This is a genomic window from Vibrio sp. 10N.261.52.C11 (assembly GCF_041471405.1).
In the GTDB taxonomy this organism is placed as follows: Bacteria; Pseudomonadota; Gammaproteobacteria; order Enterobacterales; family Vibrionaceae; genus Vibrio; species Vibrio crassostreae_C.
The window spans coordinates 17,156-41,019 of record NZ_JBFROI010000073.1 but is presented as its reverse complement, the minus strand read 5'-3'; the positions used below and the strand labels follow the sequence as shown (position 1 = coordinate 41,019).

The 23,864-nt window shown below is 42.3% G+C and carries 22 protein-coding genes and 2 pseudogenes; 8 read left to right on the top strand and 16 right to left on the bottom strand.

Annotation, left to right across the window (positions count from 1 at the left end; all coding sequences use genetic code 11):
- Positions 1-119: 119 nt before the first annotated feature.
- Positions 120-1,028, bottom strand: a complete 909-nt coding sequence (locus tag AB4323_RS21530; RefSeq protein ID WP_210443491.1) for a hypothetical protein — start codon at positions 1,026-1,028, stop codon at positions 120-122.
- 621 nt (positions 1,029-1,649) lie between these two features.
- On the opposite strand from AB4323_RS21530, the pseudogene AB4323_RS21525 reads away from it, so the two are divergent.
- A pseudogene (locus tag AB4323_RS21525) lies at positions 1,650-1,766 on the top strand (regulator); the annotation flags it as partial.
- Between the two features lie 165 nt (positions 1,767-1,931).
- On the opposite strand, the gene AB4323_RS21520 reads toward AB4323_RS21525, so the two are convergent.
- The 3 genes from AB4323_RS21520 to AB4323_RS21510 all read right to left on the bottom strand — a co-directional run bounded on the left by AB4323_RS21520 (position 1,932) and on the right by AB4323_RS21510 (position 4,479).
- On the bottom strand, positions 1,932-2,723 hold the full coding sequence (locus AB4323_RS21520; protein WP_372101348.1) for a hypothetical protein: 792 nt from the start codon (positions 2,721-2,723) through the stop codon (positions 1,932-1,934).
- A gap of 294 nt (positions 2,724-3,017) precedes the next feature.
- Positions 3,018-3,599, bottom strand: a complete 582-nt coding sequence (locus tag AB4323_RS21515; protein WP_372153315.1) for a hypothetical protein — start codon at positions 3,597-3,599, stop codon at positions 3,018-3,020.
- A 499-nt stretch (positions 3,600-4,098) separates the two neighbouring features.
- Complete coding sequence (locus AB4323_RS21510; protein WP_145571655.1) at positions 4,099-4,479, bottom strand: hypothetical protein; 381 nt, start codon at positions 4,477-4,479, stop codon at positions 4,099-4,101.
- 133 nt (positions 4,480-4,612) lie between these two features.
- Between AB4323_RS21510 and AB4323_RS21505 the strand changes: the two genes are divergently transcribed.
- A complete protein-coding gene (locus tag AB4323_RS21505) occupies positions 4,613-5,650 on the top strand; it encodes a tyrosine-type recombinase/integrase (RefSeq protein ID WP_182796471.1) in 1,038 nt (345 codons plus the stop codon).
- Between the two features lie 111 nt (positions 5,651-5,761).
- Here AB4323_RS21505 and AB4323_RS21500 read toward each other — a convergent pair.
- The 3 genes and pseudogenes from AB4323_RS21500 to AB4323_RS21490 all read right to left on the bottom strand — a co-directional run.
- Positions 5,762-5,902: pseudogene (locus AB4323_RS21500) on the bottom strand (L-threonine 3-dehydrogenase); the annotation flags it as partial.
- Positions 5,903-6,030: 128 nt separating this feature from the next.
- Positions 6,031-7,062, bottom strand: a complete 1,032-nt coding sequence (gene tdh / locus AB4323_RS21495) for an L-threonine 3-dehydrogenase (protein WP_017059546.1) — start codon at positions 7,060-7,062, stop codon at positions 6,031-6,033.
- 110 nt (positions 7,063-7,172) lie between these two features.
- Positions 7,173-8,366 (bottom strand): glycine C-acetyltransferase, encoded by a 1,194-nt coding sequence (locus AB4323_RS21490; RefSeq protein WP_017064793.1) that lies wholly within the window; start codon positions 8,364-8,366, stop codon positions 7,173-7,175.
- Positions 8,367-8,821: 455 nt separating this feature from the next.
- Between AB4323_RS21490 and AB4323_RS21485 the strand changes: the two genes are divergently transcribed.
- Complete coding sequence (locus tag AB4323_RS21485; RefSeq protein WP_017059538.1) at positions 8,822-9,754, top strand: LysR family transcriptional regulator; 933 nt, start codon at positions 8,822-8,824, stop codon at positions 9,752-9,754.
- Positions 9,754-10,137, top strand: coding sequence for a VOC family protein (locus tag AB4323_RS21480; RefSeq protein ID WP_017067620.1), 384 nt, complete (start codon positions 9,754-9,756; stop codon positions 10,135-10,137). Before AB4323_RS21485 ends, AB4323_RS21480 begins: the two co-directional genes overlap by 1 nt.
- A 94-nt stretch (positions 10,138-10,231) precedes the next feature.
- Here AB4323_RS21480 and AB4323_RS21475 read toward each other — a convergent pair whose 3' ends face one another.
- The 4 genes from AB4323_RS21475 to AB4323_RS21460 form a co-directional block, all read right to left on the bottom strand.
- Entirely contained in the window at positions 10,232-11,767 is a 1,536-nt protein-coding gene (locus AB4323_RS21475) for a PepSY-associated TM helix domain-containing protein (RefSeq protein ID WP_371724808.1), read from the bottom strand.
- Positions 11,768-11,878: 111 nt separating this feature from the next.
- The gene (locus AB4323_RS21470; RefSeq protein WP_017064798.1) at positions 11,879-12,229 is read right to left on the bottom strand and encodes a hypothetical protein; all 351 of its coding nucleotides are present in this window, start codon (positions 12,227-12,229) and stop codon (positions 11,879-11,881) included.
- Between the two features lie 301 nt (positions 12,230-12,530).
- Positions 12,531-12,926, bottom strand: a complete 396-nt coding sequence (locus tag AB4323_RS21465; RefSeq protein ID WP_017059534.1) for a cytochrome b562 — start codon at positions 12,924-12,926, stop codon at positions 12,531-12,533.
- 144 nt (positions 12,927-13,070) lie between these two features.
- Positions 13,071-13,817, bottom strand: coding sequence for a phosphatase (locus AB4323_RS21460; RefSeq protein ID WP_017059533.1), 747 nt, complete (start codon positions 13,815-13,817; stop codon positions 13,071-13,073).
- 321 nt (positions 13,818-14,138) lie between these two features.
- On the opposite strand from AB4323_RS21460, the gene AB4323_RS21455 reads away from it, so the two are divergent.
- A complete protein-coding gene (locus tag AB4323_RS21455; RefSeq protein ID WP_372058047.1) occupies positions 14,139-17,162 on the top strand; it encodes an HD domain-containing phosphohydrolase in 3,024 nt (1,007 codons plus the stop codon).
- Between the two features lie 42 nt (positions 17,163-17,204).
- On the opposite strand, the gene AB4323_RS21450 is transcribed toward AB4323_RS21455, so the two are convergent.
- The gene (locus AB4323_RS21450) at positions 17,205-18,230 is read right to left on the bottom strand and encodes a DMT family transporter (protein ID WP_102332040.1); all 1,026 of its coding nucleotides are present in this window, start codon (positions 18,228-18,230) and stop codon (positions 17,205-17,207) included.
- A gap of 91 nt (positions 18,231-18,321) precedes the next feature.
- Between AB4323_RS21450 and AB4323_RS21445 the strand changes: the two genes are divergently transcribed.
- The gene (locus AB4323_RS21445; protein ID WP_372100096.1) at positions 18,322-19,269 is read left to right on the top strand and encodes a LysR substrate-binding domain-containing protein; all 948 of its coding nucleotides are present in this window, start codon (positions 18,322-18,324) and stop codon (positions 19,267-19,269) included.
- 36 nt (positions 19,270-19,305) lie between these two features.
- Positions 19,306-19,626 carry a heavy metal-binding domain-containing protein gene (locus AB4323_RS21440; RefSeq protein ID WP_004730185.1) on the top strand — a complete coding sequence of 107 codons (321 nt, stop codon included), beginning with the start codon at positions 19,306-19,308 and terminating at the stop codon, positions 19,624-19,626.
- Positions 19,627-19,827: 201 nt separating this feature from the next.
- Here the strand turns inward: AB4323_RS21440 and AB4323_RS21435 are convergent, their stop codons facing one another.
- Positions 19,828-21,093, bottom strand: coding sequence for a peptidoglycan DD-metalloendopeptidase family protein (locus AB4323_RS21435; protein ID WP_372135174.1), 1,266 nt, complete (start codon positions 21,091-21,093; stop codon positions 19,828-19,830).
- Between the two features lie 161 nt (positions 21,094-21,254).
- Positions 21,255-22,094, bottom strand: coding sequence for a tetratricopeptide repeat protein (locus AB4323_RS21430; protein WP_372100092.1), 840 nt, complete (start codon positions 22,092-22,094; stop codon positions 21,255-21,257).
- 276 nt (positions 22,095-22,370) lie between these two features.
- Here AB4323_RS21430 and AB4323_RS21425 point away from each other — a divergent pair, with 276 nt between their 5' ends.
- Complete coding sequence (locus AB4323_RS21425) at positions 22,371-22,886, top strand: cytochrome b (protein ID WP_082151303.1); 516 nt, start codon at positions 22,371-22,373, stop codon at positions 22,884-22,886.
- Between the two features lie 80 nt (positions 22,887-22,966).
- Here AB4323_RS21425 and AB4323_RS21420 read toward each other — a convergent pair whose 3' ends face one another.
- Positions 22,967-23,401 carry a hypothetical protein gene (locus AB4323_RS21420; RefSeq protein ID WP_017064806.1) on the bottom strand — a complete coding sequence of 145 codons (435 nt, stop codon included), beginning with the start codon at positions 23,399-23,401 and terminating at the stop codon, positions 22,967-22,969.
- A 116-nt stretch (positions 23,402-23,517) separates the two neighbouring features.
- Complete coding sequence (locus AB4323_RS21415; protein ID WP_017059525.1) at positions 23,518-23,784, bottom strand: hypothetical protein; 267 nt, start codon at positions 23,782-23,784, stop codon at positions 23,518-23,520.
- Positions 23,785-23,864: the final 80 nt, after the last annotated feature.

Here is a 23,864-nt window from a genome sequence, read left to right as displayed (position 1 = left end):
GAAATACGCGAAACGGGGTAGTTCTATCTTTAAATTTAATTACGCAACAAAGCCACTTAACACGGTAAAATCAAAGAAACCCAGAATGCCGAATGTAGCAAATCGTGTTGATGTATTTGTTATATTTTTCCCCACATAAAATGTTGCGACGCGATAAACGTAATACTGCCCGCATAAAGTGAATATGCAATCCCATCAGTTATAGACACCGATTCAATTGAATAAAAATCGGGAAAGTAGAGTTCATGATATCGATCTATATCCCCTTTAACTCTATAAAACTTATTTCCCAAATTTGGAACATCTCTAAGGTTAAACATTTCGAGAGCATTTTCTTTTATCGCCAATTCAAGACGTTCCTCTAACGACTTTAGCGTTCCTCGTTTCTCTTCATGCAAACATCTAAATTCTGCCAAACAATCTAAAGTCTCTTCAAATATTTTAGATTCTTTTTCATTTGGAATTCTTTCATACAGTTCCGTCAGGCTATCCCAAAATAATACTGAAGAGTTTATATATTCTTCAGCCGTCTCTGGCTTAGCCTCTTTTTTTAAAAACGAGAATATTGATTTTCCTTTTTTACTCCCATTATATTGAGAAACGTTTTCCTTAATGAACTTAAGAGTCCTAATTCTACTCGTTAGATTTAAGCCTGTCTGGTATGTCAATTCTTTATCATATGCTTCTCTAACAACTACTGTCGAACTATGAAAACAATGCCTCAGATACCGAGATGACCCTCTGCTAACATCATACCTATCAAATATCTCACCTATATTCGTATTAGCTTTCAGTGCAGAGGACGACAGTTCCTTTACGATTTTTTCGAACTCTTGATTCACCTCATTCAATAAAACCACATACTTTTGGCTTGCCTCAATTAAAGCTACATTTGCCCCTAATTTTAAATGTTCCTGTGAAATTTCATTCATTAGCTTCGATGTAGATAATGATGAATTTACTGCATGCCTATAAGCTAAAAATGCAACAATCATGCTAAGTAATGCTAATATTTCAGATAGATTCATTTCTAGTTAAACTCCAAAGTATGAGAAAAATATAACATCTTAATATCGTGCAAGCACGAATTCACACTTTCAGCATATCCCAAACCCATTACTTAACCAACTGAAAAATAAGAATATAATACAGTATAAATCCGATTTTTCAGGTGCAAACCGTGCAAACACATTGCTTCCTATTCAAGGCACGTTATCACTGAAGAACTTCCATTTAGTTATCGACTATTCAATAGCTTAGAAACACTTAAACAACGTATTCGTGCGTAGCTGTGTTTGAAGATCAGTCTCTAGTGGTCTAGTGGGTTAGAAATTTGGGGACAAAGTTAGAACTTTAGGCATGAGGAAAAGTAAGGCAAGTTCCTGAGTTTGAACCTGAGTTCAATCCCTATCTGGCTCATTTTGGGGCATTTTCGAGCTAGAAAATGCCGTGTGTTAAAATTCAGATTGTGACGATTTTGGACAAAAATGAGTTTCAGGAATTCTAATATTAGTGATTCATGAATAACTTTTTATAAGGCAAATTTGCCAATTAATACGCCTTTGTACAGTGCGCACTTTATCTGATTATGTTTAATGGTCCATATATCACTAATTCATTGCAACCTCTTGTATTTAGAGGTTTTGTCTCTGAAGTATCGCGAAATGAGTAAGAATTACATTTTTCGAGAGTTAGAGTGCCAAATGACCAAGGAAGAAGTCGCTGAACTGTGTTTTAAAACTGTGAGAACAGTCACAAGTTGGGATTAAGACTTCAACACATTTACTTGGTCTTGCTAGGGCGATAGCAAATATAAAGAGAAAAACTTTATGAATATACTAATCTAGCGTTACAAAAAAGAAACCCAACGCAACGATGGAATAAAATTCGAAGCGTTGGGAATCACTCATGAATTTCTAGTTATATGTGTACTAAAATTTAGTAAAATCTAGAAGTGTTGGAACTTTCAAGATTCCAGATTGGATTATTCCTATTATTGCGAGTAATAATGTCAAAATTACTAGAGCTGTTTGGGTGGTCTGTGTCCTTTTTTCTCTAGCCCTCTCCATTTGATAAATTTCTAGGGTAGCTATCGCTTTACCCGTAACTTTGTAATTACCTCTGTCTATTATAATTAACTCGCCAGAGGAAACAAAAGAGTTTAAGTACAAATCCATCCTTTTACGACTTGCTTTACCTTTGGGGTGAAGGTACCAGCGCGGAGAATACAGCTGAGTCATGATTTCATGCGAGGAAAATGATTTAGATGGCTTGTTCAGTTGGAAGTTTATCAGTGTGTCCAGTAGCTTCATTCTATGCGGAAATTGAAGCTTTTTACGGTTAAACAAAAGCTGTGGTACATGATATTTTGATAAAATGTACAGAGATTTGAGCTTATACAACCTTGTCTTTTCATTGAACACATAATCCCGAATAGACCAATAAGTATGGCTTGCTAGCCCATGATAATGGTCTATACGGATATCAAGTTTTTCCATCATTTCAAAAGTTGAAGAAGCATCTAAGGAAAACAGTCTGTCATCCCATGCTTTTAGAATAAGCTTGTTGCCATCTATCCTCTCAAGCAAATATAACGGTGACCCTTCAAAGTAAAAGACAACAGAATATAAATCAACCAACTTACCATCGTCACCAGTTCTAGGAATGAGCCCTTTCGCTAATTTCGGTTCAATCTCTTTTAAGACACTCTCTAATCGCACCATTTTTCTCCAATTATCAACAACTATTAGATAAAAGTTTCTATAAGTAAATGAAAAGTTCTTCTATCTAACTCTTTGTAATACTATTTTACGGGGAGTCTTCATCAACAAACAGTGACATATCACTATAAAACAGGTAGTTGAGTTGGAGACCAAGACTTCTACGCATCTACTTAATCTAGCTAGAGCTATAGTAAATATAAAGAAATAGGCTAGATCATTCCCTATTTTTAGTTATATCAAGGAAAAAGAAGCCAGGCTCTAGAGTTTGGCCTCTTTGCTATGAACCTTTTAAATTTATGCTCGTTGCTCTTTAAAGTACTGATATTTCTTCTCTTGAACTGTTGAGAGATAAAGTGCTTTTTGATAGATAGCATTAATAGTATTGTGCATACGGCTATATACAGAATCATTATCAGGACCAAATGAAATAAAACGATCCGACATTTTGAGAAAATCATCTATTCTGTGCTGTAAACCTATGTGATCTAGCTCATGTGCCAACAAATTACGAATCTTGTTTAGTTTTAAGAAACATTCCCATAAAGCTAGTGTCTCTGCGCAGTCTGGATCTGCATAAGCTTTGCCAGCATTGAATAAACTATATGTATCTTTAAACACATCTTTTAATACTGCTTGATTTGGGAAATGGTTATATACATATGAGCGAACTTGCTTTTCGATCAACAAGTGTCCTTTAAGAACGAGTAACGTAAGATCTCCATCAGATGGAAGTAAGTTATAAAACTTCTCTAGTTTTTCAAAGTAATCATCCGTATAAGTTAACAATAAATAACTAAAGGTTTCTATCTGAGATTTATCGCCTTGAATTTTCGCTTTTTCTAATTGTTCTTCCCATTGATGTCTAGAATTGATCATTTTTCATCCTCCGTTTGATTTAATATCATTGTATATGTGAAACTAAAGAAATCAAAAAAATAACCATATTATTCATGCGCTTATATGATAACCATCTAGTAACTATTCCTTAGTAACATAACAACTGTTGAAAAGAGTTTTTCTACATAGCTAAGCGATAAAGAACTAGCGCGCAAGCTTGCAACTAGAGCAGGGTTATGTGAGTGCTGATTGTTAGGTCGAATTTACCCCCGTGATACAACACGGGGATTCACGACGAACAGCATTAGAAGAATGGATAACTTCTAGTAGGGCAAAACCCCATGAACAGGATGTGAATGAGTAAAAGGTCTACCAAATAACGGGGCACTTTCGAGCTAGAAAGTGCCAAGGGTAAAAATTCAACCAAAGAAACTCTTGGACAAAAATGAGCTAGCCAACCTGCTAATCTATAAGATCAAGCCGACAATACGGACTGTAAGTTTCTGGCCTAACTGATTTATAAATTATCACCTCTACATTAAAACAACCCAAACACATTATTTTTCCCATCTTGTTCAAGGCCTTTGATCTGATGGTGCTTTGGTTCTCCACCAAACAATAAAATATACAACTTCCGGTCTTGATACGTCCCCACTACATAATGGTCTTTTTGTATCACGTACTCGATAGTTTCGGCTTCTTCATCAGTACACAGATATTTAATATCAACTAGCTTCACCCACTTCAAGCCGATCACATTTTCAGCTTCTATAAACCCACCAAATGGTGCCGTAAAGCGATTACCTAGTTTCAAAACCGCGTCAATCTCACCTTGGTTCTTCTTACTTACTCCAATTGGACCATCACTGTTGATTTTGAAATGACTGTAGCCAGCAGTCACATGAATTGATTGATACATAGCAATAACCTATTAGCTTTCTTAGCACTTTGAGAGAGGAGCCTAACCTGTGCTTTTTGTCCGATATAAAACATTGTTCTACGTTTCAGCTCTAATTATACTGTTTTTATATACAGTAATCTTAGGCTTTATTATGTCTATCCGCAATTTAAAAGATGGTTCTACCAAACCTTGGCTCTGCGAATGTTACCCAAATGGGCGAACGGGGAAGCGTGTTCGTAAAAAGTTTACGACTAAGGGAGAAGCAAAAGCTTTTGAGCTTCACACGTTGAAGGAGATTGACGATAAGCCATGGATGGGAAGTAAACCCGATCACCGTAGAATGAGCGAACTGTTAGACACTTGGTGGAACATACACGGTCATACGTTGAAATCAGGTAAACAAGCTCGGGATCTAATAGCCAAAACAATTGAAGGATTAGGTAACCCGATTGCCTACCACCTTAAAGAACGAGACTACTTGGACTATCGTGCAGCGCGAATACCCTACCGTGGCAAAAATAAATCTGTTGAGGTCTCACCAACAACACATAACATGGAATTGATTTATCTAAAGGGAATGTTCAAGAAACTAATCAAGTACAATCAATGGATATACCCCAACCCGATTGAAGCTATCGATACAATCAAAACTAGCGAGAAGAACCTGGCATATCTAACCAAGCCACAAATTGAAGAGTTCTTAGTTAACTTAAAGAATTGCAACCGAGTCATTACAGTCTCGATTCCACAGCTCATTGTAATTTCTAAGATTTGCTTAGCCACCGGTGCCCGTATAAGTGAAGCTCTAACTCTTACCCGTTCACAGGTAGCTGAATTTAAACTGACTTACACCGAGACAAAAGGTAAGAGGAATCGAAGTGTGCCCATCTCACCAGCTTTATATCAAGAGATCTTAGATATCGCCGTGAGCGACCATGAAATTTTTAACACGAGTTACAAGGACGCCTGGCGCTACATTAAAAGAGCTTTACCAGAGCACGTTCCGAGTGGGCAAGCGACGCATGTTCTACGGCATACCTTTGCTTCGCATTTTATGATGAACAAAGGGGATATCTTGGTGTTACAGCGTATTCTTGGGCATACTAAGATTGAGCAGACAATGGCGTATTCTCATTTTGCTCCAGAACATTTGATACAAGCTGTACACCTCAATCCATTAGAGAATTAATGGCGACAAAGTGGCGGCAGACACTGTAATCGACCGTTATTTAGCGGTTTTATTCGTAAAAAAGGCGACAGTTTTCACTGTCGCCTTTTGCTATTTAGAGCCTAATTTTTTCTATTCCCAATCAAGGATAACCTTGCCAGAAAGCCCACTACGCATAGCATCGAAGCCAGCTTGGAAATCATCAATTTTAAAGTGATGAGTAATGATTGGTGATAGGTCTAACCCTGATTGAATCAAACTTGCCACTATATAAAAAAACAAAAATAACCATTAAATATCAATAGATTATGCTGATTGTCAATTAAAAATGGCTACAGAGTGGCGACAAAAAAGGCAACAGTTTTACCTGTTGCCTTCTGATATTCAAAACCGGTAATAACTTACTCCCAGTCTAAAATCACCTTACCAGACATACCAGAACGCATCATGTCGAAGCCTTTCTGGAAGTCGTCCACTTTGTAGTGGTGAGTAATGATTGGTGTTAGATCTAGGCCAGATTGAATCAAAGAAGCCATCTTGTACCAAGTTTCGAACATCTCACGACCGTAGATACCTTTGATAACCAAGCCTTTAAAGATGACTTGGTTCCAGTCTACTGCCATGTCTGATGGTGGAATACCTAGTAGAGAGATCTTACCGCCGTGGTTCATGTTAGTCAGCATGCTGTTGAACGCAGATGGGTTACCAGACATTTCTAGGCCTACATCGAAGCCTTCAGTCATGCCAAGATCAGACATTACGTCTTCAAGCTTCTCTTCCATCACGTTTACTGCGCGAGTCACACCCATTTTCTTAGCAAGATCTAGGCGGTACTCGTTTACATCAGTGATTACAACGTGACGAGCACCAACGTGCTTAGCAACAGCTGCAGCCATGATACCGATTGGGCCAGCACCAGTAATTAGCACGTCTTCGCCAACTAGGTCGAAAGAAAGTGCTGTGTGTACTGCGTTACCAAACGGGTCAAAGATTGAAGCTAGATCGTCAGAGATTTCTGCAGGGATCTTAAATGCGTTGAACGCAGGAATCACAAGGAACTCAGAGAACGCACCAGTGCGGTTAACACCAACACCTGTTGTGTTACGACAAAGGTGAGTACGGCCGCCACGACAGTTACGACAGTGACCACATGTGATGTGACCTTCGCCAGATACACGGTCGCCGATTTCAAAACCACGAACTTCTTGGCCAATGCCAACAACTTCACCCACGTATTCGTGACCTACTACCATAGGTACTGGGATTGTGTTTTGTGACCACTCATCCCAGTTGTAGATATGTACGTCAGTACCACAAATTGCGGTTTTCTTAATACGAATAAGAAGATCATTATGACCCATTTCAGGTTTTTCAACCTCGGTCATCCAAATGCCTTCTTCAGGCTTTAGCTTAGAAAGTGCTTTAATTTTCATAATGTTACCTAGTTCATCTCGCCTAACTGTAAGGCGAGAATCAAAAATCTATATATTCTACTGGGTGTTGCTCTATCTAATTAAAGGATGCTCGTGGCATCCCTTTAAAATTAGATGATACCCATGTCTTTACCAACTTGAATGAACGCATCGATTGCGCGGTCTAGTTGCTCACGAGAGTGTGCAGCAGACATTTGCGTACGGATACGAGCTTGACCTTTTGGTACTACAGGGAAAGAGAAACCTACAACGTAGATGCCTTTCTCTAGTGCGCGCTCAGCGAACTCAGCCGCTACTTTTGCATCACCAAGCATGATTGGGATGATTGCGTGGTCTGCACCGCCCATAGTGAAGCCAGCTTCTTCCATGCGAGTACGGAAGTGAGCAGAGTTTTCCCATAGTTGAGTACGTAGGTCGCCAGATTCCGCAAGAAGATCTAGAACGCGGATAGACGCAGATACGATTGCAGGAGCAACAGAGTTAGAGAATAGGTATGGACGAGAACGCTGACGTAGCCAGTCGATCACTTCTTTCTTACCAGAAGTGTAACCGCCTGAAGCGCCACCCATTGCTTTACCAAGAGTACCAGTGATGATATCGATACGGTCTACAACGTTGTGGAACTCGTGAGTACCCGCTCCGTTTTCGCCCATGAAGCCCACTGCGTGAGAGTCATCAACCATTACTAGTGCATCGTACTTGTCTGCAAGGTCACAGATAGCAGGAAGGTTAGCCACTACGCCGTCCATTGAGAACACACCGTCAGTTACGATTAGTGTGTGACGAGCGCCAGCTTCTTTAGCAGCGATAAGTTGCTGCTCTAGCTCTTCCATGTTGTTGTTCGAGTAACGGAAACGCATTGCTTTACACAGACGAACGCCATCGATGATAGATGCGTGGTTTAGTGCGTCAGAGATGATTGCGTCTTCTTTACCTAGAATTGTTTCGAACAAACCAGCGTTTGCATCAAAACAAGATGTGTAAAGGATAGTGTCTTCTTTACCTAGGAACGTAGAAAGCTTTTGCTCTAGTTCTTTGTGAGAATCTTGAGTACCACAGATGAAACGTACTGAAGCCATACCAAAACCGTGCTGATCCATACCATCTTTAGCTGCTTCGATAAGAGCTGGGTGGTTAGCAAGACCTAAGTAGTTGTTTGCACAGAAGTTTAGTACTTCTTCACCAGTCGAGATAGAAACCGCTGCTTTTTGTGCAGAAGTAATAATGCGCTCAGACTTGTAAAGACCTTCTTCTTTAACTTCTTCGATTTGAGTTTGAATCTGTTGGTAAAATGCAGAAGACATTGTCTCATTCCTTCCTAGTTATAATTTAGCAGCATCGCGCGCCGCTTTATGTAGGGATGTAAACGATCTCAACACGATCATTTACACTGTAAAACTTATGCCTATATTCTAGTTGAACATCCCCGTTCCGATTATCCCTTTAGTTGGAAAAACATTAATGAATCACAGGCACTAATAATAGTTCATCCCAGTGACATAGGGCACATTAACGCCCTTCACCTGCTTTTTTAAACGCCAAATTAGCTATAATTTCCGTCTAATTTCGCTTTCATATCAAATCTCAATTTTTCATCTCAGAATGCGCAGCAGCAACGCCGCTATACAGATGAGCTTCAAACACAACAACCTATCAGAGCAATCACGTCAATCAATTAATGAAATTGATTCACAAATCAGAGTAAATCGCTCACAATTACCATTAAGTTCATCGTTGAAACTAGCTTAACTGGATACTTATGATTAACCCAAAACTCATCGCCCTGCTTCCGGATCTCGCCTCGTTCATTTTGGTGGTTAACGAAGGTAGTTTTACGGCTGCAGCAAAACAGTTAGGCGTGACACCGTCAGCCTTGAGTAAGCTCATCACCCGCTTGGAAAAAGCGCTATCGGTGAAACTGTTTGAGCGTACCACTCGTACCCTTATCATTACGCAAGCGGGTCAATTGGTTTATGATCAGAGTGTGGTGATGATCAACGCAGCGCAACAAGCCGTTGAACTGTCTACCTCCGACCATACCGAACCTGCAGGCTCGATAACGGTAGCGGCGCCTGAAGCCTTCTTGAATTCGGTATTGCAGCCTTTCGTTGTTCCATTCTTAAATCAGTATCCAGAAATCCAACTTAAATTGAGAGCGGCTGACGGCGACATCGATATTTTACGTCAAGGCATCGACATTGCTTTCCGCCTGACTGATAAGCCCGACGAAAGCTTAGTATTGAAAGAGTTAGGAAAAACAAACCTCGTGTTGTGTGCAAGCCCTGACTATTTAGATGCCAAGGGGATTCCTCACCACCCTACCGAGCTGTCTGAACACGACTGTTTGTATCTTGCAGAGACAGACAAAGATCACATTTGGGATTTTCTTAAAGATGATGAATTTCACACAGTACCCGTCAGTGGACGTTACGCAGTTAACCACTCGCAGATGCGACTGAAAGGTGTGAAAGAAGGTCTAGGCGTCGGTATTTTCCATGACTTCGTGATTCAAGATGCGTTGGCTGAAGGGTCTGTAGTACAAGTGTTGGAAGATTGGACCATCAAGAGTAATTACCATGGTGCGATTGCGATGCAGTTTGCTCAAACCAAGTACATGCCCGCTCGACTGCGTGTATTCATTGATTACGCCATGGAGCACTTAGGTGACAAGTTGGCAGGAGAAATAAACTGATGTTGAAAGGAATACACCACGCAGCCATAATCTGTTCAAACTACAACGCATCGAAGCACTTTTACACCGAGATTTTAAAACTTGAGATCATTGCCGAAAACTATCGAGAGGCTCGCCAGTCGTACAAACTTGATTTAGCGCTACCTAATGGTGCTCAGATAGAACTATTCAGCTTCCCTAACGCACCGGAAAGACCTAGCTTTCCTGAAGCTCAAGGGCTAAGACACTTAGCTTTTTGTGTTGATGACGTTCAACAAATCAAAAGCTATTTGGAAGAACAAAGAGTCGAAGTCGAACAGATCCGAATTGATGAATTTACAGGTAAAGCATTTACTTTTTTTGCCGATCCTGACGGGCTTCCGTTAGAGCTTTATCAAATATAGAGCTGTACAAGTCTAACGTCTTCTTAATAAACAGAGCATGTCATCTGAATAATGAAACTGACCTCCTCAAAAAGGAGGTCAGTTTGTATATCAATTAACTCAATGCCGTCTTGAATTTCTCAACGCGTGAAAATAGTAACCAATCCAGCAGCATTGCTGTCACGATCGTCGCTCCCGCCAGTGGAAACAGTACTGAAATAACTATCACGATCACTAAACCTGTCTTCCAAAGCCCTGCATCGCCAAACTTCGGTGGCGTGCCAAGCTTTCTTTGACCTGAAGGTCTACGTATCCACCACATCACACCGCCAGTCACGGACACAACAATGAACGCCAAACAAAACAAAGCATTTAGAAGCTTGTTAATGATGCTGATGTCACCTTGATGCAATGAAATACCTACCGCTAACGTTTTGGCAATGAAGTTATAATCTTGCCATGTCACCTCACCCAAAATACGACCTGAGTATTGGTCGAGGTGCGTAGTACGGTCCTGCGTTGGATCAATGATGTCACCGCCCATAGTGTTGGCTGTGACCGTGTAAACACCCGTTTCTGAACGCGGGAAATTCACCTTGTATCGTGTAAAGCCAAGTGAGTATGCTTTTTCAGTAACGTCATCAATGTCGAAGTTGCTTGCTGACAACACATGTTGAGAGTGATCTTCACCCATCTTAGAGTGATCATGAGGTTCCGTCGCCTCTTCCACATGATGAACGTGTTCTGCTGGCTTATCTTGAGACAAAGGCAATAGTGTTTGCTCCAAGTTCCAAGGTAGCTCTTCTTCTGAGCCATGGTTGAGGGAAGCGTGCGTCTTATCAGACAACGGAATATCGTCCCACATTTGAGCAGGGAAAGTGCTCCATGCTTGAACAAGCTTACCGCCCCAAAAACCTGTCCATGCCAATCCAGACAGAATAAACAACAACAGAACGAGCGATAACACACCTCCAATGTTCGCATGCAGATCACGCATTAAAATACGCGTTCCTGAACCAAATCGAAGCTTAAGAAAACCAGCGCGGCTCGCGTTATCTCTAGGTAACCATAAGTAAATACCACTGATGAGCAACAGAATAGACAAGCTTATTGCGACTTCAATTAGATAATCACCCCAATCACCAATCAACAAAGTGCCGTGAATGTCATTCGCGAGTTGGTACAGGCTGTCGCTACGCGGAATCTCTCCGACCACTTCGCCCGTATATTGATTTACCGTGGCGAAGACCGATGTGCCGTCTACAAGTGCTACCGAAAAGCGGTTAGCCAGATCAGGAGCTTTGCTCGGAACAAACTGGGTAACCGAACCTTGTGGGTATTGAAGTTGTACTGCAGCTAACTGTTGTGACACTTTAATCGGCTCGCCCGATGCAACAATCTCTAGGGCTTCGTGGTGGAAAGTCAATTCGATTTCATCATCAAACAGCATCACCAAACCTGTAATGCTCAGCATTAACATAAACGGGATAACAAATAGCCCAGCATAGAAGTGCCAGCGCCATGTGAGGAAATAGAGGGTTTTATTGCGGTCTTTGCTTTTTATATTGGTTTCCGAACCGGTTGTTGCACTGCTTTTAGACTGCGAAGTTGCTTGTGCTTTCGCAGGGGTTTGAGATTCATTTCTCAACATTATAATTTCCTTTGACACACGCAAACATACCTTCTGAAAAATCAGAAAGTAATCTGAGCATGTTTAACTTTACTTAATACTTTATTTTTTAATTATTTTAATGGGTTAGGTTTAAGCAATAACAAAGGGAGGGCCGCGCGGGGCTTGCCTCGTGTAGCGTTCGCTTAGAGCCAAAAAAGCGTAGCTGTCGGAGACAATAGAACTCAGTCGAGTTGTCAGCAGTGTAGTGGGAAGTTCATCTTGGTGAAACGTGGAAAAATGGCTAAACGGACACGGCTTTCCTTTATGAGTATTAGGTTCGCCTTCTTCGATTTGAACCAATTCAAAGCCATTGACCGTACATAACGACGCCCATACTCCCGCACTATTACCATGAGCATTGATAACAGGCATTAATGTCACTAGCGCCCAGCTTAATGCTGTTGCAAGTAACATGAAGAAGTTGAACGAGGTTCGGCGCATTATTCCAAGTCTTTATAAATTTCCCTTATTATGAGGGACTTGGAATATAGGTAAACGTAAAGATTAACAGCAAGTTAAAAAATTGAAGCTAACGCACACTCTTTTTCGTTAAATACTGGTTACAACACTAAAACTAAGAAAGTAATACTCATCTCTTTGCAGCAGGCTTTCGATAAAAGAGACAATAAAAACGCCGCCTTACACCTTCCTCGAAAGAGGGTAATGTAAGGCGGCGTTTTAGAAATCGAATCTTGAGGTTTGCTCTTTGTTACCTATCTAGCAAACGTTCATGATTAACGAATTAACCGAAGATCTTGCTCCAGATGCTTGGGTTACGCTTCTCATGGTACTCTTCACGAAGGCCATCAATAGTACGAAGTTCTTGCTGTGCCGACGCTAAGTCACCTTGGTCTAGCTTCTGCTCAATGCTATCCAGTGATGCACTGATCTTTTTGAAGCCTTCCATGAAGTTGTCTTCTTTCTCGACTGGGTAAACACCCGTTTTCAGCTCTGCCACTAGCGTATCTAAACGAACGATAGGCTTTTGCATCTCTTCAATGCTTTGAGCTTCTGCCGCTTGTTTGAACGCAAGCTTCATTTCTTGCATGTTTTTCTTAAGGTCTACATTAGCAAATGCGTTGCCAGACAATACTGAAGCAGCGATTAAGCCAGATAAAAGGATTGAGCGAGTTTTCATTGTTTCTCCAAGTGAAGCGGTGTCTTTGAAGTTAGAGCCGTCATTACTGTGGCACTTCGACTTTATTATTTTCGGCTAGTGTATACAAAAATCTTTCAGGCACAAAAATTGATTGTGTCGAAATGCAAACCCGCCGACATTCTCTTAAACAAGATCTGAATATTCTGGGATTTCATTACGACCGCGCAAGGCCAAAAAGGCTAGGAACTGCTTTGGCGAATGGGTAATCACTTTACTCGAATCTACGCCCACTTCATCTAACAATGCTGCGACTAAGTCTAAGCCACCGACATCTAAACAGAAATGCGCATCGCTGCCTGTTGTAATAAATGCACCCTTCGCTTTCGCTATTCTTGCAATCTCATAGCAGCGGTCAACACTGCCAACTCGGCTATTGCCTTTGAGTGTGGTGTTGTTGATCTCAATCGCCACGTTGTTCTCAACCGCACATTGAATAACAGCTTCGAAATCGAAATCAAAATTAGGATTGCCTAAGTGACCAAGCGCATCAATTCGACCGCCCTTAATCACATTCAACAATGCTTCTGTATGGGTAGCGACATCCGATGGGCGAAATACTGGCTCATGAAAACTCGCGATCACCCAATCCAAGTTCTTATCCACACTCGGATGAATGTCGATTTCACCCTGTGTGTTCATGATGTTTGACTCAACACCTCGAATAATTGCGACATCTTCAATAAAACGAGGGAGCACACGCTGATTGCTGAAGAACCAATAGTGTGGCGCGCCCGGCATTGATTCTGAATGATCAGTAGTACAAAACATGGCTAAACCATTTTGCTTTGCCGACTTGGCGTTTTCGATCAATGTGCTGTAAGCATGACCACTTGCGTATGTGTGGGTGTGAGTATCTACTTTGAGTTCCATGAATCAATGCCCTCTTCGCTCGGTCAAAATACGTTTTTCAGAAAGTAACTCTGAATCTCTTTCAGGAAAAGAATACTTCAGAAAATGAATGCCTAATGGCAACAATTCGGCCAGTTTATCAGCTGAAAGTGACAATTAGCACCCAAACATAAAGGTTTATTACTGGTTCATTTACACGACACGGGAATACGTGGCTAACCAGAGCCAGCCAGCGCTTGGTCTTATCTAAGTCGAACCGCACACACTCGGTAATTGCGCCAATTTTTTGCAACCTACCCAAGTTCGTCAATACTTAAACCAGCCTACAAACTGGAGTGTTAGATGAGAAGAAGACGATATCCGCTGAGTATCCACATCACTAGCCTTTTCCTAATTTTGACAACACTTGTCGGTGCGGTATTGATTTCGATTAGTTATCGGCACTCCCAAGAGCTGCTGCTAGGCACAGTGCGCGAGATCAGTAATGAGCACCGCGACAAACTGGAATCAGTATTTAAACAAGCCATTGCCCCTGTTATCACAACCTTAAATGTGATGGCGGTGAGCCCGTTTGTTGCTCATCAAGCTTCCGCTGTCGAAAAAGACTCTTGGCTTGCTTCGGTCGATATCATCTTCAAGCAAAACACCAATTTGGTCGCTCTATTTTATGGTTCTGAAGATGGTGACTTCAGAATCTTTCGTCCATTAAGCACCAATAAACAGAGAGCCGAAAACAGCGCGCCCGCTAAAGCGACCATGATGGTCAGCAGCACCAATCTAGACGGTGAAAACTTTATTACCTATCTTGATGGCGCACATCAAGTGATCAGTACTCGACAAGCAGAGAGTAAGTTCAACCCCACAACTCGTCCTTGGTTTCGTAACGCAAAGCCTGACGGCTCAATACAATTCTCTGAACCCTATCTGTTCTATTTCCTGCAAACCAATGGTATTACGCTCTCTAGGCGTTCTGCCGATGGCAAGCATGTGGTTGGTGCCGACTTTACGTTGAGTTCCCTCTCTTCTCAGATCAGTGAATTAGCTTATTCTCCGCAAACCCGACTCGCCTTGTTCGATCAACATTTTAATCTTCTCGGTCAGCATCAACTTGAGCTATCAGTACCCAAGCCTGACTCCCAATCTGATGACACAAGTAAAACTGAGCAAACGAACAACCAAACGACGGGGAATCTCTCTGGCAGTGAGCAAGACCAAAGCTTCTTTAATGTGCCCAAACGTGAACAGATGGAAGCATTGAAAGCGTCCGTTATTGCGCCGCTTATCTCTGATGAAGAGAAGTTTAACCTCAATCTAAAAAACGTTGAGTACAACTTAAACACTTGGGCACTAACGCTAACGCCGGTTCAACTGACTCAAAATGTCACCTTATACTTGGCAGAAGCGACGCCACACAATGAGCTGCTCGCTGATCTTATCTCGATGCGAGACAAGCAAGTTGCGGTCGCGATTGGGATGTTGTTCATCTGCTTCGCTATCGTATGGTTTGTTGCTAATCGACTGTCTCAGCCGCTCAATACGCTGATGCAACTCACCGACAACATCGCTCGGTTCGACTTCAGGCGTACTCATTATCCCAAAAGCATGATTCAAGAAGTGGCTAACCTCGCCCACTCGATTGAGCTAATGGAACACACGCTTCATGATCTGATTACCCTACTTCGAGACACCGCCGGGAATCAGGAGTTTTCGATCTTAGCCAAGAACATTGCTCATCAAAGCTATTTAATTACCAAAGCAGAAACCATTGTCCTTTTCACTCAATCCAAAGAGAAAGACGTGTTTGATACGGCAGCCAACCTTGCCATTCTTCCTTTTAAGGCCGACATCAATGACTTCATCAAACACACGCCTTGGTTGCTGTGTCAGCTTAAATCTGGTGAGACGATCCATTTGAACCGAAAAGACAATGTTCTCAACTATTACCAAGATTCGATCTTCAATTCAGACCTGTACCTATTTCCACTATTAAACCGAGAGAAACTGTTGGTAGGGATTGTGGCAATTGGCTATGAGAGACCAATTACCAAGATGCAGGCAGACAAGCACGCCTTTTTAAGAGAGTTGCTCAGCTTTGCGGAAATAGCGAAAGACAACATCGACCAAATGCAGCAACAAAAAGACATGCTTAATGCCTTTATTGAGCTGATTGCATCGGCGATTGATACCAAGTCACCTTATACGGGCGGGCATTGCCAACGAGTGCCTGAGCTCACCAAATGGCTAACTCAAGCAACCATAGATGATGACCGCTATTACCCGCAATTCTCATTGGACAGTAAACAGTGGGAAGAGTTGATGCTCGCCGCTTGGCTTCATGACTGCGGCAAGGTGACCACGCCTGAATATGTGGTAGATAAGGCAACAAAACTGGAAACCATTTACGACCGAATCCACGAAGTGCGAATGCGTTTTGAGTTGTTGAAACAGCAAGCGGAAACCGATTACTGGAAAGCGATGGCGAACGGTGCACTACAAGAAGAACAACTCAAAATACTCGAACAAAGCCTGTCTGAACTGGATGAGGAGTTTGCCTTCGTTGCTGAGTGTAATCTTGGCGGCGAATCTATGACGGAAGAGCAGCTAGAACGCTTAGATCAAATAGCCAAACGCCAATGGAAACGTACACTGGATGATCAATTGGGTTTGTCTTGGTCTGAAAAAGAGAGATTTAACACCCAAAAAGAGTCGGTTGAGAAAGAGAGAACTGAGCCAACAAGTCAGGAAAAGGGTTTGCCTGTCATGGAGCCTCTGCTTGCCGACAAACCGGAGCATAAAATACCTTGGGACAATGGCTTTAACCCTGCCGATGTATGGCAAGAAGCGTTTGTACTTAAGCCCGGAGAAGTTAAATACAACCAAGGTGAACTGCACAATTTGAAAGTACGCCGTGGTACGCTAAACGATGAAGAACGTTTCATGATCAACGATCATATTATCCAAACCTTCACCATGCTCAACAAGTTGCCTTACCCGCCTTACCTTCAAAACATTCCGGATATCGCCAGCGGACACCACGAACGTATCGACGGTAAGGGATACCCAAGAGGCTTAAACGAAGACCAGTTACCTCTGCCGTCGAGAGCAATGGCAATTGCTGATGTCTTTGAAGCGCTCACCTCTAGTGATCGCCCTTATAAGAAAGGTAAACTCTTAAGCGAATCACTCAACATCATGACCGACATGGCCACCAGCGGTCATATCGATCCCAAGTTGTATTTACTGTTTTTGGAAAACAAAATCTACGATAAATACGCTGAGCGATTCCTAGAAATGAACCAACGCTGCGAGATTGACCCGCACGAACACATCGACCGAGTAAAAGAATACATACGCTCATTGTTCTAAGTTTTAAATTAACCATTCAGAGGATAAGCCATAACTCAATGGTTAGCTTTTAGCTGCCGAGTCCAATACCGCAACGTCCACTACAGTCGCTACAGCCACTGTGGTGTGCGGTTTTTGTTTGGCTTTCGCCTTGCTGTGTCTTTTTGCCAGCAATGTATTGGTGATGCTCGCCACGACAATCAGGTTAATGCCAATCATCTGCTGTGTAGAAAACACATCATCAAAGAACAAGCCCTGCCAAAGCGCGCTAAACAGCATGTTAGTAAAAATCAGAGGTGCCAACTGGGAGCCACTGTCTGCAAGCTTATACGCCTTGGAACGGAAGATTTGGGTATTGATGGTAAACATTGCAAGACCAAGTGATCCGAGAACAATCCAGCGTAAATCGTCAAAAGACAGTAACGCCGACACGAAGCCTTTTTCAGCACTTTCAAGCACATCGGGCACCGCAGAAAGTGAAGTAAACACCACCATTGGTATCACAATAATTGCCGCAACTAAAAAGGTCCACGTGTTAAGCTCTGCCGGAGTCAGGCTGGTTTTAGACGCTCGGTACAAACTCACTTGCGAGCCAGAATTAAATACCCCCGCGAGAAGCCCAAGCAGAAGCGCAGGTCTAAAGAACTCCGAACCCAACTCAAACTGCGACAAATCCCCCGCCATCATCACTACGCCAACAAAGGTGACAGCTAAACACACTATCGTCGTTGTATGAATCTTGGTTCTAAATATTAACTTTTCTAACAATGGAATAAACAGAGGCCCCGTACTGAACAACACAACCCCTTCAACAAGCGTTAAGGTTTGCAGTGAAGTAAGGAAACACCACTGACACGCCACCATAAAGATCGCCCGCATCACCAAAGGTTTCCACATTTCTCGTGTCGGCTTGCTGATTTTGTAAAAGGTCAGGAAAAGAAATAAAAACAGACTGGGTAACAAAAAACGCACAAAACTGAGTAACGAAGTGGGCATCACTTCAGATAGATACTTGGCCATCAAGCCACTTAAAGACAAACTGAACGTCGACAACAACATGAAAGTCGTCGCCTTGGTAATATCAGACATAATTATCACCTCCTATGACATCTATTTTAGAGGCGTGACGTAATGAAAAATAGCGAGTAATATTAACTATAACTGTAAGGAAAACTTACCAATGAAAAAACTCGTTCCGCTTAAATCCGTTTATGCTTTCATTGCTGTTGCTGAGACTGGCAGCATGACCGACGCCGCGCGGGTATTGTACGTCAGTCACTCTGCGGTAAGCCAAGCGATAAAGTCGTTAGAACAACTGGTCAACAAGCCTCTGTTTCAACGAGTCGGTCGTCGTGTTGTTCTTAATGCCGCAGGTAAGCGATATTACCGCAAAGTCGCGCCCGCACTTGAGCAAGTGATAGAGGCGACCGAAGAGCTTGCCAGAACGCCTAACGACCACCGCATTACCCTCAACATGGTCAATTCGCTCGCGATGCACTGGTGGATCCCACGAGTTCCCGACTTCCAAGCTTTCGCTCCCTCACTTGATATCCGTATTTCGACGCTAACTGGCCCTTTCGATATTGAACAGGAAGGGGTCGATGTTGCGCTCGTACATGGCAAGCCCAATGAGTGGGAGCAATATTACAGCGAGAAACTGGCCGACGATGATCTGGTCTTGGTGTGCAGCCCTACTCTATTAAAAAACCAGACCGGATTGAGCGTCGAGCAACTCGTCAAACAAAACCCGACCATTGGCGTTTTTAACCTCAGGCGGCAACACGACTGGCAAGTGTGGTGCGACAATTACCAAATTCCACTGCCCACATTCCATAGCAATCTGACGTTCGATGTCTCCATTCAAGCGGTGCAAGCTTCAATTCGTTCGTTAGGCGTACTAGTAACGCATCGCTTGTTTGTGAAAGATGATATCAGCCATGGGATGCTTGTCGAATTGGGTAAACCGGTTGCTAACCCGCACCAAGATTTTTACTTTGTTTGCCCAAAAAACAAATTAAAACAAGAAAGTGTGCTAAAACTGAGAACATGGTTAAGACATGAATTCACACGCTCAGAGACAGCACTGAACGATGACATTCAAGAGCAAGACCAAACTATCAATCAATAAGCGAGTGACAGCTCAGCAAGCTTACAAGAGGCCATTATGATTATTACCACCACACAATCAGTCGAAGGCAAGCGCATTGTCGATTACAAAGGGGTTATTGCCGGAGAAGCCATTCTAGGGGTGAACGTTTTCAAAGATATGTTTTCAGGAATTCGTGACTTTGTGGGTGGACGTTCTGGCACCTACGAGAAAGAATTAGAAAAAGCACGCAACTACGCATTCAAAGAGTTGGAGCAAAAAGCGATTGAAGCGGGTGCCAACGCGGTGGTAGGTGTCGATATAGATTATGAAGTATTAGGGACGGGTAATGGCATGTTGATGGTATCAGCGAGCGGCACGGCGGTTGTCGTCGCTTAATCGCCTAGTCGCTCAATCGCTTGGTCACTTAGTCACTTAGTCACTTAGTCACTTAAGATCTCAACACATGAGCACTTGGGCACATAAGATGTTGAGCACTTAATCTATTAAGCTATTGAGCAATCAGGCAGCCTAATGAAAACTCGTTCCAACCCTTTGATGACTAGCCACCAAAGGGTTAGAACAGTTATAAGCTGATACTTAGCTTGATGTTACTCGTGCAACCTTTTGCCCGGAGAGCATGTCATCAAACGAGGCAACTCTCGCCAAGAATGCACCTTTATTTTCAGGTAAGATAGAACTTGCTAAAGGTAAGTTCGCTTTCATCGAATCCACCGCTCTTCCACGCACCAGCACTTCAAAATGCAAATGCGGCCCGGTTACGCGACCAGTCGTGCCAGACAACGCAATTTTCTGCCCACGCTTAACCTGTTGCCCCTTCTTAACCAAGAATCGGCTCAAGTGCAGATAGCGAGTTTTGTAAACACTGTTATGTTCAATCACTATGTATTTCCCCGCATACGGGTGGTTACGAATAGCAATAACTCGACCATCACCGGTTGAATAAACTGGCGACCCTACGGGTGTTGCGAAGTCAGTACCATTATGCGGAGATATACGTCCGGTCACTGGGTGCTTACGGTACGGGTTAAATGGCGAAGTAATTCTTCGGAATTGTTTGTCTATTGGGTAGCGATTGAACGCTTGCTCAAGGCTATTACCCTCTCTGTCGTAGAAGCGTCCATCTGGAGCAAGAAACGCGGCCACTTCCTTACCTCGTAACGTAATCGATATGCCTTGGATCTCCGTTTTTCCTGTTAGATGGTCGCCTGTGTATTGCTCATTGACCAACACATTAAACTCATCGCCCGCTCTTAACTGCTTTGAGAAGTTAATCTTGTCTCTTAACGTTCGAGTAATATTGGCTATCTGGGCGGTTGTTAATCCCGCTTTGTATGCTGACGTTGAAAAACTGCCATGAACGGTGCCCTTATAGAGCTTTTCTTTCCATTCGCCAGGCATTTCATGGAATTGGTAATTAAAGCTTCCATCATCATTTTTAGTGAAGACAGCTTGCTCTACGAGACTTTCATGGAAAATCAGCTCTACGAGTTGTTTAGAGTCACTATCCAAAAGCAACTCTAGGTGATCGCCAGGCTTTATTGTATCGAGCTTCAAAGACTCAAGATCCGCTTCCATGACTTTTTGAACTGTCTCATAAGGCAGATTCCATGACTCGAATATGTTACTGAGGGTATCGCCAACTTTCACAAAATAATGGACCTTAACCAAAGAGTTGGGAGTCGCTTGCGAGTCGATGACTTCCTTATCATTAGGTTGAGAACCTTGGTAAGGTGTTATTTTGATAGAGATTTCTGGTGCTGGTTTGGAGTGAAAAGAGAGCAAAGCAGCAAGGGAAAATGCGCTGATCGCAGTAACGATCAGACCAATACGGAGGAACTTCATAAAATACTTAGCGGTTATAACGAGGAACTTAGAAAGTGTTATAACATAACAATTAAATCAAAAAAATAAATGAAATGTAAGAAACCATAGCGCGATAGGTGTGAAAGTATGGTGAGCATGCAAAGCCCACCACCTTAGTTAACACGGATCTTTACCTCATATTACTCTTCACGAAGTACTTCGAAGCGTTCTAAGCCTCGCAGCATCTCAAAGTCCGGCTCTTCAGTTAGCAGCTCTCTCATGGACCCACTGGCTTCAATAGCGCGCTCTAAGTCATCGATAGCTTGACCTTCTGCCCCTAATCGAGCATAGGCGCAAGCACGTTGATACAAGGCATGAGCATTTTGGTCATCGACTTCTAATACACGGTTACAAAGACTCATTGCCCAGTGGTATTCCTGTATATCCATAGCAGCGTCAGCTTTGGCAGTAAGTGCTTCTAAATCTCCAGGACGAACCTTCAGTATTTCATCGTAGATTTCAATTTTTTGCTCTGCCGTTTGTGCGTTCTGTGCTCTCAACCATAGGTTATGAATCTCATTGATAATTTCAATTTCGCGGTTGTTGTCGGAAATGATTCTGGTCTTGCGCTTAAGATCCCGTTCAAGAACATTAAACTTCTTCTCATAGTCTTGAGCGATAGAATTAAGTCGCTTATCAGCCATGTCTTGAGTTGTGTGTTTAAGCTCTTTGATGGATTGCCAACCCACCAGCGCGATAAGAGAGGCCACACCAGCAATAATGTAGAAGAAGTAGGTTACGGTTACATTGGCGTAATTCAGAGACTTGTCTGCCACAGTCAGTTCCCGGTCAGTCATCTGAATGGTCAAGCGTCTTTCAAGATCCTGCTGTTCCATTCGAAGCTGCTTCAACTCATCCAAGATATAGCGTTCCATCAGCGGTCTATCCAAATACTCTTGTTCCGAGTACTTAACCTCTTCGCTTGCAAAACTCATCGTGCTGAACACCGAGATAACTGCAACCAATAAGATTCGAAGCATTATACATTCCTTATATGTTTATATTTAGACTAACTGTATCTCGTAATAGGCATACAAGCTAGGAAGTCGACAAGTTTGCTATGTCCATATTGGAATTAACACTCTAAAACATCATTGATAATTATAAAACACCTGAAGCAACATCATTAATTTCTAAATTATAAAAATACCGCGTAATACTGTTCTATATGATTAATTCGCGATGCGAATATACCGAAAAATGGTTTATTGCATCGAGATGAATCTTATATTAATAACGATCAGAACGAGGTTAATTTGAATAATCCACGATACGATTTAGTAAGCCGTGTACTGCACTGGGTAATGGCTTCTGTAATCATCTATGCAACAATCGCAGGGTATGTGATGCACTATGTCACCAGTCATCCAGAGCTGTTTTCTTTTCTGTCAGTGCTCAACATGTCATTGGCGACCGTTGCGACGCCACTGCTTGTGGTTCGTTATATCTGGAGCCACTTTCGCTCGTCGCCAAGCATGCCAACCTCTGTGCCTGAAGGGCAAAAATGCGTTGCCAAGCTTGCACACTCTTTGATGTATCTTGTGATGTTTATGGTTTTCAGCACCGGCTACTTAATGCTAAAAGAACCGTACTCTTTATTTTGGTTAGTGAGCGTAAATAATCTAATTACCGACTCTGCAATCAACGGCTTCTTTTTCTATTTACATCGTGCCAGTTGTATTGCCCTAGCCTGTTTAATTGTGCTGCATATCAGTGCCGCACTTAAACATCACTTTGTCTCTAGGAACTATGTATTGAAGATGATGCTCTAGATTCAAAGAATTCAAGACAATTTGCACAAACAACAAAAAAGCCATAGCATGTTCGCTATGGCTTTCTTATTTCAATTTGATTACTTGGTTTGAGTATCAATCATCACTTGCCAGTATTCACATTTAGCCAAGAACTCTTTTAAATAAAGCTCTGGGTTAGCAAGTTTCTCACCGCCTTTAACATCAGCACCAGTCACACGCCAAAAGCCACGAGTGACCAAGTTTCGATGATAAATAAAATCGTTGAGTTCATTAGCCTTCAAAGGAAGTTGTTCACCAAACGTATTTTCGTAGCGGCTCAGAGTCGAGGCTTGTTCACTTGGCTTCTCCCTTAAAAAGGTATCCAAATCCAAACCTAATGACTGTTGCTGCTCTTTTGATAGGGCTTTAGCTAATTTAGAGATCACACTGAACAGAGCCAACTCAACTTTTTGAGACGCTAATAACGATGCACCTAAAAGTGCATGTTCGTTGGAAATATGTTGTTCTGTTGATGAAACGGTTGCTGTTGTCACTGTGTTAACCTCAAATAATCATAACGGGTGTTACTGAACTGGATAGAGTCTTTTCACTAAGCTGAATCTTATTCTTGTTATTAAGAAGAATCTTGCAGCTAAGCAGAGCCTTTCGACTAAGCAGAATCTTTTAGCAGAACACGGTCAGCATCAATAATGGTGAAGCCTGATGCATCTTCATTCTTTTCGACTTGCACTAAACCTTTAAAACCAATCTGCGACAGCTTCTTCGCAAGTTGATCTGGTGCTGTTTCAAAAACAACATTCATAAAAGGTAAAGACTCAGCATCAACAAAACCATGCTCGTTAAACAGTTCCATTGCTTGAGATAAATGGTCTGAGTCGGTTAATTCGATAATTTCTACAACTTCTTCCAACAACATTTTCGATTCCATATTCGCCAGAAAGTGACTGACACAAGCCGGTTCTTTTTGCTTGCATACATCCCGATGCCCTAAGACAC